This window comes from Pseudomonas sp. PICF141 (assembly GCF_002286815.1).
Lineage (GTDB): Bacteria > Pseudomonadota > Gammaproteobacteria > Pseudomonadales > Pseudomonadaceae > Aquipseudomonas.
Map to the genome: position 1 here is coordinate 19,875 of NZ_MUNM01000076.1, position 17,475 is coordinate 37,349.

General features: G+C 58.7%; 14 protein-coding genes. 4 read left to right on the forward strand and 10 right to left on the reverse strand.

Translation table 11 applies throughout. The features are described 5' to 3' along the window. Window positions 1–78: 78 nt before the first annotated feature. From BZL43_RS21905 to BZL43_RS21925, 4 genes are all read right to left on the reverse strand, one after another. Window positions 79–315, reverse strand: a complete 237-nt coding sequence (locus BZL43_RS21905; RefSeq protein WP_095634231.1) for a DUF1653 domain-containing protein — start codon at window positions 313–315, stop codon at window positions 79–81. Window positions 316–413: 98 nt separating this feature from the next. After that, window positions 414–1,589 (reverse strand): acetyl-CoA C-acyltransferase FadA, encoded by a 1,176-nt coding sequence (gene fadA / locus BZL43_RS21910; protein WP_095634232.1) that lies wholly within the window; start codon window positions 1,587–1,589, stop codon window positions 414–416. A gap of 30 nt (window positions 1,590–1,619) precedes the next feature. After that, window positions 1,620–3,767, reverse strand: coding sequence for a fatty acid oxidation complex subunit alpha FadB (gene fadB / locus BZL43_RS21915; protein ID WP_095634233.1), 2,148 nt, complete (start codon window positions 3,765–3,767; stop codon window positions 1,620–1,622). 652 nt (window positions 3,768–4,419) lie between these two features. After that, window positions 4,420–4,857 (reverse strand): hypothetical protein, encoded by a 438-nt coding sequence (locus BZL43_RS21925; protein ID WP_095634234.1) that lies wholly within the window; start codon window positions 4,855–4,857, stop codon window positions 4,420–4,422. 104 nt (window positions 4,858–4,961) lie between these two features. Here BZL43_RS21925 and BZL43_RS21930 point away from each other — a divergent pair, with 104 nt between their 5' ends. Continuing rightward, window positions 4,962–5,399 carry a universal stress protein gene (locus tag BZL43_RS21930; RefSeq protein ID WP_095634235.1) on the forward strand — a complete coding sequence of 146 codons (438 nt, stop codon included), beginning with the start codon at window positions 4,962–4,964 and terminating at the stop codon, window positions 5,397–5,399. Between the two features lie 93 nt (window positions 5,400–5,492). Here BZL43_RS21930 and BZL43_RS21935 read toward each other — a convergent pair whose 3' ends face one another. Continuing rightward, a complete protein-coding gene (locus BZL43_RS21935) occupies window positions 5,493–7,412 on the reverse strand; it encodes an ATP-binding cassette domain-containing protein (RefSeq protein WP_095634236.1) in 1,920 nt (639 codons plus the stop codon). 213 nt (window positions 7,413–7,625) lie between these two features. Here BZL43_RS21935 and BZL43_RS21945 point away from each other — a divergent pair, with 213 nt between their 5' ends. Further along, entirely contained in the window at window positions 7,626–9,554 is a 1,929-nt protein-coding gene (locus BZL43_RS21945; protein ID WP_095634238.1) for a transglycosylase SLT domain-containing protein, read from the forward strand. A 40-nt stretch (window positions 9,555–9,594) separates the two neighbouring features. Here the strand turns inward: BZL43_RS21945 and BZL43_RS21950 are convergent, their stop codons facing one another. Continuing rightward, entirely contained in the window at window positions 9,595–10,629 is a 1,035-nt protein-coding gene (locus tag BZL43_RS21950; RefSeq protein ID WP_095634310.1) for a Fic family protein, read from the reverse strand. Window positions 10,630–10,749: 120 nt separating this feature from the next. Next, window positions 10,750–12,537, reverse strand: a complete 1,788-nt coding sequence (locus BZL43_RS21955) for an ABC transporter transmembrane domain-containing protein (RefSeq protein ID WP_168185131.1) — start codon at window positions 12,535–12,537, stop codon at window positions 10,750–10,752. A gap of 255 nt (window positions 12,538–12,792) precedes the next feature. Between BZL43_RS21955 and BZL43_RS21960 the strand changes: the two genes are divergently transcribed. After that, on the forward strand, window positions 12,793–12,972 hold the full coding sequence (locus tag BZL43_RS21960) for a PA1571 family protein (RefSeq protein WP_095634240.1): 180 nt from the start codon (window positions 12,793–12,795) through the stop codon (window positions 12,970–12,972). Between the two features lie 174 nt (window positions 12,973–13,146). On the opposite strand, the gene pdxB is transcribed toward BZL43_RS21960, so the two are convergent. Continuing rightward, the gene (gene pdxB, locus BZL43_RS21965) at window positions 13,147–14,289 is read right to left on the reverse strand and encodes a 4-phosphoerythronate dehydrogenase PdxB (RefSeq protein ID WP_095634241.1); all 1,143 of its coding nucleotides are present in this window, start codon (window positions 14,287–14,289) and stop codon (window positions 13,147–13,149) included. 295 nt (window positions 14,290–14,584) lie between these two features. Here pdxB and BZL43_RS21970 point away from each other — a divergent pair, with 295 nt between their 5' ends. After that, window positions 14,585–15,994, forward strand: a complete 1,410-nt coding sequence (locus BZL43_RS21970) for an MATE family efflux transporter (RefSeq protein ID WP_095634242.1) — start codon at window positions 14,585–14,587, stop codon at window positions 15,992–15,994. Here BZL43_RS21970 and tusA read toward each other — a convergent pair. Together tusA and rlmM are read right to left on the reverse strand one after the other, a co-directional pair. Then, complete coding sequence (tusA, locus tag BZL43_RS21975) at window positions 15,991–16,242, reverse strand: sulfurtransferase TusA (RefSeq protein WP_095634243.1); 252 nt, start codon at window positions 16,240–16,242, stop codon at window positions 15,991–15,993. The genes BZL43_RS21970 and tusA overlap by 4 nt on opposite strands. A 113-nt stretch (window positions 16,243–16,355) precedes the next feature. Next, window positions 16,356–17,429 (reverse strand): 23S rRNA (cytidine(2498)-2'-O)-methyltransferase RlmM, encoded by a 1,074-nt coding sequence (gene rlmM / locus BZL43_RS21980; protein ID WP_095634244.1) that lies wholly within the window; start codon window positions 17,427–17,429, stop codon window positions 16,356–16,358. Window positions 17,430–17,475 lie beyond the last annotated feature (46 nt).

Consider the following 17,475-nt stretch of genomic DNA (forward strand, 5'->3'; position numbering starts at 1 on the left):
GGTTGGCGCCTGACGCGGCACCGCTATATATAGTGGCTACAAGGTGAGGTCAAGCGCAGGGTTCTGCGCGCACGCTCCTTATGGCTGCGGAAAAACGCTCGGTTCGGCTTGCACCAAAGCAAAGCGTGGCACCTGTTCGCCGTCAACCTCGACCGACTCCAGGAACATGCTCAAGGGGCGCACCCAAAAGCCATAATCGCCATACAGGGCTTGGTAGAAGACCACTTCCTCTTCGGTCTCCGAATGCCGCGCAACACCGAATACGCGGTACTGCGGGCCTTTGTAATGTTCGTAGAGCCCAGGTTGTATCGGCATGTTTTGGCCCTCACTGAAATTTTTTCAAAATAAAAACAAAATAAATCCGGAAAAACAAAAACCGGGGCACTTGGCCCCGGCTTCCATCAGCGAAACGCTTAGACGCGTTCGAAGACGGTGGAGATGCCTTGGCCGAGACCAATGCACATGGTAGCCACCCCGAAGGTGCCGCCATTCTGCTTCATTACGTTCAGCAAGGTGCCAGAGATACGGGCACCGGAGCAACCGAACGGGTGACCCAGGGCGATCGCGCCGCCGTGCAGGTTAACCTTCTCGTTCATCTTGTCGAGCACTTTCAAATCTTTCAGCACTGGTAGCGCCTGTGCGGCGAAAGCTTCGTTGAGCTCGAAGAAGTCGATATCGTTGATACCAAGACCCGCGCGCTTCAGTGCTTTTTGCGTTGCCGGTACTGGACCATAGCCCATGATCGCCGGATCCACACCTGCCACTGCCATCGAACGAATCACTGCCATCGGCTGGATACCCAGGTCTTGGGCACGCTGCGCCGACATGACGATCATGCACGAAGCACCGTCGGTGATCTGCGACGAAGTACCCGCTGTCACGGTGCCGCCCTTCGGATTAAACGCTGGCTTCAGCGCTGCCAGGCTTTCCAGGGTGGTTTCCGGACGAATGGTTTCGTCGTAGTCGAACAGTTTCAGGAAACCGTTCTCGTCGTAGCCCTGCATCGGGATGATTTCGTCCTTGAACTTGCCTTCCAGAGTCGCCTTGTGGGCGAGCTGGTGAGAGCGCACGCCAAAGACGTCCTGTTGTTCGCGGGTAATGCCGTGCATTTTGCCCAGCATTTCTGCGGTCAGGCCCATCATGCCCGAGGCTTTCGCCGCGTACAGTGACATATGCGGGTTAGGATCGACACCGTGCATCATGCTCACATGGCCCATATGCTCGACGCCACCCACCACGAACACGTCACCATTACCGGTCATGATCGCTTGTGCAGCGGTGTGCAGAGCACTCATGGACGAGCCACACAGACGGCTGACGGTCTGGCCGGCGGCGGTGTGCGGGATCTGCGTCATCAGGGACGCCATGCGGGCGATGTTCCAGCCCTGCTCCAGGGTCTGGTTCACACAGCCCCAGATCACGTCTTCAACTTCGCTCGGGTCGACCTTGACGTTGCGTTCCAGCAATTTGCTGATCAGGTGCGCCGACATGTCTTCGGCGCGGGTGTTGCGGTGCATGCCGCCCTTGGAGCGGCCCATCGGCGTACGACCGAAGTCGACAATCACGACGTCTCTAGGATTCAAGCTCATATACGTTCACTCTCGCTCTAGTGTGGGCGCTTAACCGAAGAAGCTCTGACCGTTTTTGGCCATTTCACGCAGCTTCGCGGTCGGGTGGTACAGCGCGCCCAAATCAGCGTACTGGTCAGCCAGGGCAACGAACTCTGCAACACCGATCGAGTCGATGTAGCGCAGCGCACCGCCACGGAATGGAGGGAAACCAATACCGTAGACCAGACCCATGTCGGCTTCGGCGGCAGTTTCGACGATGCCGTCTTCCAGGCAACGCACGGTTTCCAGGCACAGCGGAATCATCATCCAGTTGATGATGTCTTCGTCAGTGACCTCGCGCTGTTCGAACACGATTGGCTTGAGCACTTCCAGCACCGAAGGATCGGCGACTTTCTTTTGCTTGCCGCGCTTGTCGGTCTCGTAGGCGTAGAAACCCTTGCCATTCTTCTGGCCCAGGCGCTTGGCTTCATAGAGCACGTCGACGGCCGAACGGCGATCGTCCTTCATGCGATCCGGGAAGCCTTCCGCCATGACGTCGCGACCGTGGTGACCGGTGTCGATGCCGACCACGTCCATCAGGTAGGCCGGGCCCATCGGCCAGCCGAATTTTTCCATGATCTTGTCGATGCGCACGAAGTCCACGCCGGCGCTGACCAGCTTGGCGAAACCGCCGAAATAGGGGAACAGCACGCGGTTGACCAGGAAGCCTGGGCAGTCATTGACGACGATCGGGTTCTTGCCCATTTTCTTGGCGTAGGCAACGGTAGTGGCAACGGCCGCTTCGCTGGACTTCTCGCCACGGATCACTTCAACCAGCGGCATCATGTGCACCGGGTTGAAGAAGTGCATGCCAACGAAGTTTTCCGGACGCTTGAGGGCTTTGGCCAGCAAGGTGATGGAAATGGTCGAGGTGTTGGACGCCAGGATGGTGTCCTCTTTGACCTTGTCTTCAACTTCGGCCAGAACGGCTTGCTTGACCTTCGGGTTCTCGACAACGGCTTCGACGACCAGGTCGACGTGGCCGAAATCGCCGTAGGACAAGGTCGGACGAATGCCATTGAGCACTTCGGCCATTTTCGCCGGTGTCATGCGACCTTTATCAACGCGCCCCACCAGCAGCTTGGCGGCTTCGGCCAAACCTTGCTCGATGCCATGCTCGTTGATGTCTTTCATCAGGATCGGCGTACCTTTGGAGGCCGACTGATAAGCGATACCGCCCCCCATGATGCCGGCGCCCAATACGGCGGCCTGCTTCACGTCCTTAGCGATTTCGTCGTAGGCCTTGGCCTTTTTCTTCAGCTCCTGATCGTTCAGGAACAGACCGATCAAGCTCTGCGCGGCAGAAGTCTTGGCCAGTTTGACGAAACCGGCGGCTTCGACTTCCAGCGCCTTGTCGCGACCGAAGTTCGCGGCTTTCTGAATGGTCTTGATCGCTTCGACCGGTGCCGGGTAGTTCGGGCCTGCCTGACCGGCCACGAAACCTTTGGCGGTTTCGAACGACATCATCTGTTCGATGGCGTTGAGCTTGAGTTTTTCGAGTTTCGGCTGACGCTTGGCCTTGTAGTCAAATTCGCCACAGATGGCGCCCTTGAGCAGGTTCAGAGCCGCTTCCTGCAATTTTTCCGGGGCGACCACGGCGTCGACGGCACCGACTTTCAACGCGTCTTCAGCGCGGTTTTCCTTGCCGGCGGCAATCCACTCGATAGCGTTGTCGGCACCGATAATGCGCGGCAAACGCACAGTACCGCCGAAGCCTGGGTAGATGCCCAGCTTGACTTCCGGCAGACCGATTTTGGCGGTATCGGCCATGACACGGAAATCTGCCGCCAGGCACATCTCCAGACCGCCGCCCAGTGCGATGCCATTGATCGCGGCAACCGTCGGGACGTTGAGGTCTTCGAAATCGCTGAAAATCTTGTTGGCTTCGAGGTTACCAGCAACAAGCTCTGCATCCGGCAGCTTGAAGTTGTCGACGAATTCGGTGATGTCGGCGCCGACGATGAATACGTCCTTGCCACTGCTGACGATCACACCCTTGATCGAAGCATCTGCCTTGATGGTGTCTACAGCCTGACGCAGTTCGTTCAGGGTAAGACGGTTGAACTTGTTGACGGACTCACCCTTGAGATCGAATTTCAATTCGACGATGCCACTTTCAAGAGCCTTAACCGTGATGGCTTTACCTTCGTAAATCATCAACTGATCTCCACGATATGGAAGCTGAACAGTACACGTCGGACGCAGGCGACTGGCTCGGCAAGGACGCTTATCGTCGATGCTAACGCCAACTCACCCGGCACACCCGCCAACGCGATAGTCGGGATTCTGTAGGAGCGCTCTGTAATACAAACGCTCAATTCATACGCCCGTTTGATTTGGGTGTGTCACCTTCACGGAATTTCCGGCAATTGTCAATCGCCCAAAATACTGGTTGAAACGCGACTTTCCGGTCACTTCCGTACCACGAAGCCCTGCAACACGCTTACGCATGTGAGGCCATTCATAGAATCAATCGTTAGAAAATTCGCCCTAATTAGCGCAGCCTGTGTTTAACAAGCTACGCTGGCGGGGTCCTGAAGAAAAAAATTTGAACGCTTTGGACGAATGCCCAGCGTAAGATCAGTTCACAAAGAATTACCGGCCTGCCTGGCCAACCTCAGCCCGATGATGATGTCGGGCTTTTTATTGCCTCCGTAGCAGCTGTCGAGCTTGCGAGACTGCGTTCGGCGACGAAGTCGTCGTAAACCCTGAGCGCACGATCAGCCTGATGGACCCACGGTGCCCGATTGACGACTGCTTCGCAGACGGACGCAGCCTCGCAGGCTCGACAGCTGCTACGGATCGAGTTTCAGGCGAGAGCTTTGAGCGTGGTATCAATCTGTTGCAGAATTTCGGCTTCGCCCTTCTCGCCCCAATACAGGGCAATCATTTGCTTGTCCGCTTCGATCTTGTAGACATTGGCAGGCAATTTTTCGAAATGATTCAGCAGCCTTCCATCCTCACAGACTTCTTGCCACTGATTGACCCACACGCCCGGCGCCTTCTGCCAATAACTCCAGCACGCCGGTCGCGTGCCACGGCGCGGCCGATGGTATTGGGCGCAAGGGCTCGGCGGCTCCTCGCTCAGCCAGTGAGGCCATTGCTGGGGCGCCAGCTGCATGGACAGGCCAATACGCCGCGCCTCCATGCGCAGGGCCATGCGCCCGCTCTGAGCACGAGAGGGTCGCAACCAGACCAGCGGACTCAGCACCACCAGCAGGATTGACACCACTATCCAGACCGTCATATGTGTACTCCCGATTCTTGATGAGCCCATTGAGTCACTTTGAAACCAATGCGCTTGAAACCAGCCATACTTACCAATATTGCAATCCTCAGGAGGAGCACCTCATGCCCTACCACCATATTCTGGTCGCTGTAGACCTGACCGAAGAGTGCGATCCTGTCATCCATCGAGCCCGCGAGCTCTCGGTGAGCAATGGCGCCAAGCTGTCGCTGGTGCATATTGTCGAACCGATGGCGATGGCCTTTGGCGGCGACGTGCCGATGGACCTTTCCCAGTTGCAACAGCAACAGTTCGATCAGGCCAAGGAGCGTCTTGATCGGCTGATCGTGAAATACCCGGAACTCTCCAAGGAATACAGCCACTTGACCTACGGCCAGCCGCGCCAGGAGATTCACCACCTCGCCAAGGAGCAAGCGTGCGACCTGATCGTGGTGGGCAGTCATGGCCGACACGGTCTGGCGCTGTTGCTCGGCTCCACCGCCAATGACGTACTGCATGGCGCGCCTTGCGATGTGCTGGCGGTGCGCCTGATCAAAAGCTGATAACACAACACCCCTGTAGGAGCTGCTTCGGCAGCTCCTACGAAAAGCCCGGCGTTCATCACTGAACGCCGGGCTTTTTTAACACCGGATCAATCAGGCATCCAGCTCGGCCCAGCGCTCGACCATCGCGTCGAGTTCAGCCTGCAACTGCTCCAGTTGAGCGATCACCGCCGCAGTCTCGGCAGCAGGACGCAGGTAGAAGCCGGCATCCGCCATCTGCGCTTCAACCACCACGATCTGCTGTTCCATGGCTTCGATCTGACTCGGCAACATTTCCAGCTCACGCTGCAACTTGTAGCTGAGCTTCTTCTTTGCCACCGGCGCCTCTACTGCCGCAGCGACAGGCACTGGTTCAGCAGTGACGACAGCCGAGTTCAGGTCGGCCTTGCCGGATTTGCTCTCGGTCACGCCCAGCAGGCGCGGCGAACCGCCCTGACGCAGCCAGTCCTGATAACCACCGACGTACTCGCGAACCTTACCCTCGCCTTCGAAGACCAGGGTGCTGGTGACCACATTGTCGAGGAATGCCCGGTCGTGGCTGACCATCAGCACGGTGCCGTTGAAGGTCAACAAGACCTCCTCCAGCAATTCGAGGGTTTCCACGTCCAGGTCATTGGTCGGTTCGTCGAGGACCAGCAGGTTCGCCGGTTTGCTGAACAGTTTGGCCAGCAACAGACGGGCACGCTCACCACCGGACAACGCCTTGACTGGCGTGCGGGCACGCTGGGGGCTGAACAGGAAGTCGCCGAGATAACTCAGCACATGGCGGCTCTGACCATCGATATCGATGAAATCGCGACCTTCGGCCACGTTGTCGATCACGGTCTTTTCCAGATCCAGCTGATGGCGCAACTGGTCGAAGTAGGCCACGTCGATGCGGGTTCCCTCTTCCACCGTGCCGCTGGTCGGCTGCAGACCGCTGAGCATCAGTTTCAGCAATGTGGTCTTGCCGGTACCGTTGGCGCCGAGCAGACCGATACGGTCGCCGCGCTGCAGCACCATCGAGAAATCCTTGATCAGGAACGGACCGCCCGGGTGAGCGAAACTCACGTTCTCGAGGACCATGACCTGCTTGCCGGATTTTTCGGCGGTATCCAGCTGAATGTTGGCCTTGCCGGTGCGTTCACGACGTTCGCTACGTTCAACGCGCAAGGCTTTCAGGGCGCGGACACGGCCTTCGTTACGGGTACGGCGAGCCTTGATGCCTTGGCGGATCCAGACTTCTTCCTGGGCCAGCTTCTTGTCGAACAGCGCGTTGGCGGTTTCTTCAGCGGCCAGGGTCGCCTCTTTGTGCACGAGGAAACTGGCGTAGTCGCCGTTCCAGTCGATCAGGCCACCGCGATCAAGTTCCAGAATGCGGGTTGCCAGGTTCTGCAGGAATGAACGGTCGTGCGTGATGAACAACACGGCGCCCTGGAAATCCTTCAGCGCTTCTTCGAGCCAGGCGATCGCACCGATGTCCAGGTGGTTGGTCGGTTCGTCGAGCAGCAGCAGATCCGGCTCGGAAACCAGAGCCTGAGCCAGCAGAACGCGGCGACGCCAGCCGCCGGACAGTTCGGCGAGGGTCTTGTCGGCCGGCAATTGCAAGCGGCTCAGGGTGCTGTCGACCAATTGCTGCAAACGCCAGCCGTCGCGGGCTTCGAGGTCATGCTGGACGTGCATCAGTTTGTCCAGGTCGGCGTCGGTGACGATGTTCTGGCTCAGGTGGTGATATTGGGCGAGCAACTCGCCGACGCCGTCCAGGCCCTCGGCAACCACGTCGAACACGGTCCGCTCGTCGGCTACCGGCAATTCTTGCGGCAATTCGCCAATTTTCAGGCCAGGTGCGCGCCAAACAGAGCCGTCATCGGGCCTCTGGTCGCCCTTGACGAGCTTCATCATGCTGGACTTTCCAGTGCCGTTGCGGCCAATGATGCACACCCGCTCACCACGGGCGATCTGCCAGGACACCTTGTCCAACAACGGCGTAGCGCCGAAAGCAAGGGACACATCGCTGAATTTGAGCAGGGTCATGAGCTTCTCCAAAAACCGGGCGCGCATTCTACCTGACTTGAGAGCGCAGAAGGCCGGCAATTTCGATGTCGAAGCACTCTGCACAACAATTGTTGCGAACTTGCACCGACAGCTCGGCAAAGCTTTCACCCCTTGCTGGCAAAAGGCTAAGCTAGAGATTATTAGTGCAGAAATTTACCTGCACTTGTCATGATTTCTCTGCCCGGACGTCACATGCGCAGTCGCCTTTTCAGTTTTTTTTCATGTTTGCTTCTTACAGCCGCTGCCGTTCAATCCGCTCAGGCGGTGGACTTGTCTACCCAACGCCAGTATTACGATGAAGCCAAGCGCGCCTTGGCCAAAGGCGATTCCAGTCCTTATTTCCGTTACAGACAGGCCCTGAGCGATTATCCGCTGGAGCCCTATCTGGCTTATGACGAACTGACCGCGCGGCTGAAAACCGCAAGCAATGCTGAAATCGAGAAGTTCCTCGCCGAACACGGCGACCTGCCCCAGGCCAACTGGATGAAATTACGCTGGTTGCGCTGGCTGGCCGAACGCGGCGATTGGGCGACTTTCGTCAAGTATTACGATCCCAAGCTCAATTTCACCGAGCTGGACTGCCTTAACGCGCAGTATCAGATCAGCCATAACCGCAAGGTCGAAGGCTATGCCAACGCCGAAAAGCTCTGGCTGAGCGGCAAAACCCAGCCCGAAGCTTGCGACAGTTTGTTCGGCATGTGGGCCGCCGAGGGTCAACTGACCGAACAGAAACGCTGGGAACGCGCCAAGCTCGCCGCCCAGGCGCGCAATTATGCGCTGGCCAACAGACTGATCAATGGCCTGACGACCCTCGCCCCACGCGGTCGCCTGCTGGTGGATGTGGCGCAGAAACCCGAGCTGCTCAATCAGCCGTCGCGCTTCACCCCAGCCGATGAACCGATGTCCGACATCGTCAGCCTCGGCCTGCGCCGCCTGGCTCGTCAGGATCCGGACAAGGCCATGGCGCTGCTCGACGGTTACGCCAACAGCATGCATTTTTCCCGTGACGAAAAAGTCGCGATTGCGCGGGAAATCGGCCTGACTCTGGCTCGGCGTTTCGACAGCCGCGCACTGGATGTAATGACCAAATACGACCCGGAACTGCGCGACAACACTGTTTCCGAATGGCGCTTGCGCCTGCTATTGCGCCTGGCCCGTTGGGACGATGCGTATGAGTTGACCCGCCGTTTACCTCAAGACCTGGCCACCACCAACCGCTGGCGTTACTGGCAGGCTCGCAGTCTGGAACTGGCCCAGCCACAGAATCCGGAAGTACAGACGCTTTACAAGAACCTGGCTCGCGAGCGCGATTTCTACGGTTTCCTGGCAGCCGATCGCTCGCAATCATCCTATACGCTGAATAACAAACCGCTGGTACTCAGCCAAGCGCTGATCAACAAGGTGCGCAATACTCCCGGCATACGACGCGCCCTGGAATTCCATGCCCGCGGGCAGATCGTCGACGGTCGTCGCGAGTGGTATCACGTCAGCCGGCACTTCAGCCGTGACGAAATGGTCGCCCAGGCGAAACTGGCTTATGACCTGAAATGGTATTTCCCGGCGATCCGCACCATCAGTCAGGCGAAATACTGGGACGACCTGGATATTCGCTTCCCGATGGCCCACCGCGAAACCCTGGTCCGTGAAGCCAAGGTCCGTGGCCTGCACTCGAGCTGGGTATTCGCCATCACTCGCCAGGAAAGCGCCTTCATGGCCGACGCGCGCTCCGGCGTCGGTGCCAGCGGTCTGATGCAACTGATGCCCGGCACCGCCAAGGAAACCGCACGCAAGTTCAGCATTCCCCTCGCATCGCCGCAGCAAGTGTTCGATCCAGACAAGAACATCCAGCTCGGCGCCGCTTACCTGAGCCAGGTCCACAGCCAGTTCAACGGCAACCGCGTCCTCGCTTCCGCCGCCTACAACGCCGGTCCCGGCCGCGTACGACAATGGTTGCGTGGTGCCGATCACCTGAGCTTCGATGTATGGGTGGAAAGCATCCCCTTCGACGAAACCCGCCAGTATGTGCAAAACGTGCTGTCGTACTCGGTGATCTATGGCCAGAAGCTCAACTCACCGCAACCACTGGTGGATTGGCATGAGCGGTATTTCGACGATCAATAAGCGGTAATGCCGGATATGCCGGATATGTAGGAGCTAGCTCCTACACAGATCTTGATCGTGCCGCGATCTGCTTGCCGAGTTCGGTCAAGCGATACCGTTGAGCCGGACTATTGGGCGACTCGGGGTTTGTCATTTCTATCAAATCAGCAGCTAACGCCGGTTTAAGATAGTTAGCCCGGAAGGTCGCCTTGTGAGCCAATCCGACCTCTTGCATCAACTCATTGACCTTTAACGGGCCGGTTCCATGGAGAGCCGAAAGGAGTTTCGCTACTTGGTCGGTTACTTGGTCGGTTACTTGGTCGGTTACTGGTTCGCTCCGGGCTGCCTCTTCAAGTGCAAGGCTCAGCGCTTGCAACATGAACTCGACAAAAGGTGTTGATTCGGCCAATTGGTCGGCTGCCGATAATGCGGCGTAATAATCGTCCTGCTGCTCTCGAATTACCGCTTCGACCGGCAGATAAGCCAGCACCGGTCGCCATTGACTGAGTATCAAGGTCTGCCAAAGGCGACCCATACGCCCATTACCGTCGGCGAAAGGATGGATGAACTCAAACTCGTAGTGAAAAACACAGCTAGCGATCAATGGATGCCAGTCCGAAGCTGCGAGCCATGCCAGCAAATCATCCATCAAAAGCCCAACGCGACTCGGTGGCGGCGCCATATGAACCAATTTCTCGCCACGGTAGATGCCGACCCCGGCTTGACGAAACCGTCCACCGTCGTCAATCAATCCCTGCATCAACATCTGATGCGCCTGGAGCAGGTTGGACCGGCTGCTCGGCAGCCACTGCAGCATCGATTCATAGGCTGCAAAGGCGTTACGTACTTCCTGGATTTCTCGTGGCAGACCAAGCACACGCTGCCCGGCCAGAACGGCAGTCACCTGTTCAATGCTCAGGGTGTTGTTCTCGATCGCCAAAGAAGCCTGAATCGTACGAATTCGATTACTACGGCGTAGTTGAGGCGTTTGCCGACGATCATCCATCGCCGAAAGCCGACCAATCTGCTCACTGATTTCGGCGATCAACGCCAATATTCTTGTGGTCAGGGTCAACGGTGGTTGATAACGGCTCATATCCTCATCCAGGCTCGCAACTGAGGCCGACATAATGCCCGAACGCGACCATATTTATTTAAACCTCCTGACCATTTCGATCTTTGATGGAATCGAAAAGATCGTCCGGCCCCGCAGCGCCTAAGCTCGCAGATCGGTTTCAACCTTGCCGTCACTGAACTGCAACGCCGCCAGCCGTGCATACAGCGCATTACTCGCAATCAACTCTTGATGCGTCCCCACCGCCACCACTTTCCCCTGATCCATCACCGCGATCCTGTCAGCGTTTTTCACCGTGGCCAGCCGGTGGGCGATGACCAGCGTGGTGCGATTTTTCATCAGGCTGGGCAGGGCTTGCTGGATCAGGTGCTCGCTCTGGGCGTCGAGGGCGCTGGTGGCTTCGTCCAGCAGCAGGATCGGCGCATCTACCAGCAGCGCTCGGGCAATGGCGAGGCGCTGGCGTTGCCCGCCGGATAAACCGAGCCCCGCGTCGCCGAGGTGAGTCTGGTAGCCGTTGGGCATTTGCTCGATGAAATCGTGGGCGTAGGCGATTTTCGCGGCCTCCTGAACTTGGGCCAAAGTCGCCGTCGGGCGACCGTAGCGGATGTTCTCTTCGATGCTGCCGAAGAACAGCGCCGGGGTTTGCGAGACGAGGGCGAAGCAGCGACGCAGGTCCAGAGGATCAAGCTGGGGCAGAGGCACACCGTCCAGCAGGATGCGTCCTTCGACGGGGTCGTAAAAGCGTAATAGCAGGTCATACACGGTCGACTTGCCAGCGCCGGACGGTCCGACCAATGCCAGGGTTTCGCCGGCGTTGATCGTCAGATTCAAACCATCAACAGCAAAACTTTCCGGACGCGAGGGGTAGGAAAAGCGCACATCTTGCAGCACCAGATTGCCCTTCACCCGCTCGGGCAACGTCACCACTCCCTGGGTCGGTGGCTGGATGATGTTTTGCGAACGCAATAACTCGGAAATCCGTTCCGCCGCCCCTGCTGCACGCTGCAGTTCGCCGATCACTTCACTCAGCGTGCCAAAGGCACCGCCGACGATCAGGCTGTAAAAGACAAACGCTGCCAGCTCACCCGCGGAAATCCGCCCGGCGATGACATCCATGCCGCCAACCCAGAGCATCACCCCCACCGCGCCCAACACCAGCAGAATCACCAAGGTAATCAACCAGGCGCGCTGGAAAATACGCTTGCGGGCGGTGTTGAAGGCCTCTTCCACCGTTGTGGCAAAACGTTGCTCGTCCTGAACCTGATGGTTGTAGGCCTGCACAGTTTTGATCTGACTCAGGGTTTCGGAAACATAGCTGCCGATGTCGGCAATCCGGTCCTGGCTCTGACGCGAAAGCGTGCGCACCCGTCGACCAAAAATCAGGATCGGTGCGACCACCAGCGGCAACGCGACCACCACGATGCTGGTGAGTTTGGGGTTGGTGATGAACAGCAAGACAATCCCGCCGATCACCATCAACCCGTTACGCAGAAATAACGACAGCGAAGAGCCAATGACCGATTGCAGCAGCGTGGTATCGGCGGTCAGCCGTGACTGGATCTCGGAACTGCGGTTGTCTTCATAGAATCCCGGATGCAGGTAGACCAGATGATTGAATACCCGTCGGCGGATGTCAGCGACAACGCGTTCGCCGATCCAGGACACCAGGTAAAACCGTACAAAGGTGCCCATCGCCAGACCGACCACCAGCAGCATGAACACGCCGATGGAGCGGTTGAGCAAATGCGGCGACTGGGTCATGAAACCCTGATCCACCAGCAGGCGAATCCCCTGCCCCATGGACAAGGTGATGCCGGCAGTGACGATCAACGCCAGCAAAGCGCCCAAGGCCGGCCAGCGATAAGGTACGAGGAAACGGCTGGCCAGACGAATGGCGCGGCGGTGACGGGAAGAAAGCATGAGGATCATCCGAAGGTGCGACCAGTAGGCTTTGACCCAACCAGCCTACACCGAGCAATAGGATTGAACGCTGTAAATCATAATGAGTCAGGTTAATTATGACCGCCAAGACTAGTGGCTAGAGATTATTGGTCTAAAGTCCGGGTGGAAAGGTCCGGGTATTTCTGATGGACTGAAGATGCCGCCCTGAGATCGCAGGAAGTTGTCATAGCCCGGTCACCTGGCGGTTTTACAGTAAGCACAAACCTGATGAGGAGACAGGCCATGTCCTTGCAAAACAGCAGCGATGACAAGATTCCAGTGATCCGCACGCAGCCAGACCAGTCTTTGGGTTGCTCGATTATTGATAAGGATGGGCGCGAAGTACCGATCACTGAAAACATGATCCAGGACGCTTGCCGCGAACTGGAGAAGCGATTGGTCAAGCCTGCCGAACAAGAGTGATATAGCCACCGTCTTCTTGACCCGGCTCGTTCAGCCGGGTTTTTTATGGGTGCCTTTTGAGGGTGCTGCGCGCCCTATCGCGGGCAAGCCCGCTCCCACAGGATTACCGTGATTTCAAAATTGACGCATGACCTGTGGGAGCGTGGCTTGCCCGCGATAAGGCCAACGCGGTACTCAGACAGCCGAAGCCCCCAACGCCGCCACGATCTGCTGCAACGCCGGCGAATCCCCCTCGATCCGCACCTTCAACCCATCGATCTCACGCCGTAGCGGGTAATGTTTGCGCAGTGCATCAAACGCTGCACGCTGCTCATTCACATTACCGACCAGGCTGCGACGGAAATTCGCATCGTCACGGCGCGGGTCGTACACGCCACGGCACAACATTGCCAGCGCCCAGGCCGCATCGCTGTCCCCGTTCAGCGACACGGCCGACAACCACGGCGCTGGCAGCAAGTCGCTCAGGTGGATCTGTTCCGGTTGCCCGAGGAATGCGCAAAGGGCCTGATAGATCTGCGCCGTCCCGCGCTGTCTGCCGTCGAGGCTGTAACCGGCAATGTGTGGCGTCGCCAGCACACACAACTCGGCCAGAGCCACATCGACCTGGGGCTCAGCCTCCCAGACATCCAGCACCGCTTGCAGGTCTTCACGCACCAACAACACCTGACGCAGAGCGGCGTTGTCGATGACCGGGCCACGGCTGGCGTTGATCAGCCAGGTGCCCGGCTTGAGCTGGCTCAAACGGTTTTTATCAAACAGATGCCAGGTCGATTGAGGACCTTGCCTGGTCAGTGGAGTATGCAAACTGATGACGTCGCATTGCTCGATGACCTGCTCGAGGCTGACGTAATCGCCCCCTTCGGCGGCTTGCCGTGGTGGATCGCAGACCCGCACGTTCCAGCCCAGACCTTGCAGAACCTTGACCAGCCGCCCGCCCACTTCGCCGGCGCCGACTACACCATAGGTGCGTTGAGCCAGGTCGGCACCTTCGATTTCGGCCAGGGTCAGCAGGCTGCCCAGCACGTAATCGACCACACCCCGGGCATTGCAGCCTGGCGCGCTGGACCAGCTAATGCCGGCCTGTTGAAAGTAATCCAGATCCAGGTGATCGGTGCCGATGGTGCAGGTGCCGACGAAGCGCACCTTGCTGCCTTCGAGCAATGCGCGGTTGACGTTGGTCACTGAGCGCACCAACAGCACATCGGCCTGCTCGACGGTGGCGCGGTCGATAGCACGTCCCGGTACCCGGCGGATTTCACCGAAACCTGCGAAGAAGGCATCGAGTAGCGGGATATTTTCGTCGGCAACAATCAGCATGGCAGGCTCCTTTGGCGGACCGGCAGTTTAGGCGTAGATGACACCAAACGACTAGCACCGATCCCCCGTAGGAGCTGCCGAAGGCTGCGATCTTTTGATCTTCTCTTTTGGCGTGAAGGGTTTGGTTAGCTTTATTTAAAGACAAGATCAAAAGATCGCAGCCTTCGGCAGCTCCTACACAGAGGGGGCGCGGTATTGAGAGATTACAAATCCGCAACACAGGACTTTTCCTGACCACTGCGTCAAGGCGTAGAATGCGCCGCCTTGCGCATCAAAATCTTCTGGACGTTTCGCCTTGAATTCCGTGACTGACCGCCCCGCCGCTGTTCCCCTCAACCGCCCGGCCCGGGTTCGCCTGGAGCTGAAAAACCTCCTCGGCCTGGCGCTGCCGATCATGATCGCGCAACTGGCGACCACCGCCATGGGCTTCGTCGATGCGGTGATGGCAGGGCGTGTCGGGCCACGAGACCTGGCGGCCGTCGCGCTGGGCAACTCAATCTGGGTGCCGGTGTTTCTGCTGATGACCGGCACACTGCTGGCCACCACCCCAAAAGTCGCCCAACGCTTCGGCGCCGGCACCCACAGCGAGATCGGCCCGATCGTGCGTCAGGCCTTGTGGCTGGCGCTGGTGGTGGGGTTGATGGCGACCGGCATACTGTTCAGCGCCGAACCGATCCTGCACATCATGAAGGTCGACCCCGAGTTGATCGGCCCGTGCATGCAGTACCTGCACGGCATCGCCAGCGGCTTGCCTGCCGTCGCGTTCTATCACGTGCTGCGCTGTTTCAGTGATGGCCTGGGACGTACTCGCCCAGCCATGGTCCTTGGCCTTTGCGGGTTGGCGCTGAATATTCCACTCAATTACATCTTCATCTACGGCCACTTCGGTGTGCCGGCCATGGGCGGTGTCGGCTGCGGCTGGGCCACGGCGATCGTGATGTGGGTGATGGCGCTGGGCATGGCCGGCTGGGAACGCTGGGCGCCGGCCTATCAATCGAGTGAGTTGTTCAGCCGTTTCGACTGGCCGCAGTGGTCGGTGATCAAGCGTTTGCTGGGCATCGGCCTGCCGATCGGCATTGCGGTGTTCGCCGAATCGAGCATCTTCGCCGTGATTGCCCTGCTGATTGGCAGCCTCGGCGCCACCGTGGTCGCCGGGCATCAGATCGCGCTGAACTTCAGCTCGCTGGTGTTCATGATTCCCTACTCCCTGGGCATGGCCGTGACCGTGCGTGTCGGCCAGGCACTGGGCCGTGAGGAACCACGGGAAGCCCGCTTCGCCGCCGGCGTCGGCATGGCCACCGCACTGGCTTATGCATGCTTGTCGGCGAGCCTGATGCTGTTGCTGCGTGAACCTATCGCTGCGATTTACACCGCCGACCCAACGGTGATTCAGGTGGCCGCGATGCTGATCGTGTATTCGGCGCTGTTCCAGTTTTCCGATGCGATCCAGGTGACCGCGGCGGGCGCATTGCGCGGTTATCAGGACACGCGGGTGACGATGATCCTGACGCTATTCGCGTATTGGGGGATTGGTTTGCCGGTGGGTTACGCCCTGGGCCTGACCGACTGGCTCGGCGCGCCGAGTGGCCCGAGCGGGCTGTGGCAGGGTTTGATCGTCGGCTTGAGTTGCGCAGCGCTGATGCTGTCGATCCGCCTGACGCGCAGTGCACGCAAGCGGATCCGCATCAGTCGTTCGGCGGGTTAAGCGAGTTTCTTGCGGATCCAGTAGAGGTAGGTGCCTGCCTCTTCGTGCTGCCCGACCAGTTCGTGGTCGAGAAACACGCAAAACTTGGGAATGTCGCGACGGGTCGACGGGTCGGTGGCAATCACCTTCAGCAGGCCGCCAGGCACCAGGTCACGGATGTGCTGGTGCAGCATCATCACCGGTTCCGGGCAATTGAGGCCGGTGGCGTCGAGGGTGCCGTCGACCGGCGTATCGATCATTTCACTCATGGTTTACTCCTCAAACTTGCCGGCATTGTCGCGCATTGCCGGGTGTTCGGTCATCTATGGCTAACACCGCTGATCGTTCCCACGCTCTGCGTGGGGACGATCAGTGTTCAAGATCAGCGGGATTTCGGTTTCTTCACGTCCAATCGGCGCAGGTGGCAGGTCACTTCTTCGCGATCGTGATACAGCTGTTTGCAGCCGATCTCGACCCGAATGCCGCGCGCCTTGAACCCGTCGGCAATACGCTCGAGCAAGCGCTTCACTTCAGCATATCGCTGCTTCATCGGCAGCTTGAGATTGACCACCGCTTCGCGGCAATGCCCCTCGCCAATCCATTCTTCCAGCATCGCCGCGTTGCGTGCCGGTTTCTCGACAATGTCACAGACCATCCAGTCGACCGGTTGCTTGGGTTTGAAGGTGAAACCGTCAGCCATCAAATGCTGCACCAGACCGGTGTCCATCAAACTTTCGGCCATCGGGCCGTTGTCGATGGCGGTCACCAGCATGCCGCGATTGACCAGTTGCCAGGTCCAGCCACCGGGTGCGGCACCGAGATCGACGCCGGTCATGTCGCTATGCAGACGCTCGTCCCACTGGTCGCGGGGAATGAAATGGTGCCAGGCTTCTTCCAGCTTGAGGGTCGAACGGCTCGGCGCTTCACGGGGGAATTTCAGGCGTGGAATGCCCATTGGCCACATCGCCGAATTGTTCGATTCCGCCAGGCCCATGAACACTTCGCGGCCGCTCTTGAAGGTCAGCAACAGCCGCGGTTTGTTGGCGTCTTCCACCAGTTTGCCGGCGGCCATCAGCGCCTTGCGCAGGTGGCCTTCGAATTTCTTGCAGAAGTTCGACAGCTCTTTGCCATCGTTGGTGTCGACCATTTCCAGCCACAGGCTGCCGCACAGCGGGAAGTCCGCCATGTGCGCGAGGATCACGCTGATGCGGTCGGTTTCCGGCAGATCAATGAAGATCCCGCGAGCCCACTGGCGAGGGAAGATCAGATCGGCGAAACGCTGGCCCTGCATCAGGCGCTCCGCGCCGTCTTCTTCGGTGCAGATGAATTCGGCATAGGCGCTGGCAGTCTTGGCCTTGGCATAACCGGCCACGTTCAGCCGCGCGGCATGTTCGGAGATCTCGGAACAGACTTCGCTTTCGAAACCTGGCCGGCAATGCATAAAAAGGGTGTTCATTCTTACTCCTGGGCAGTTGGCGAAGAATTCGGCCACTGCGCGATGC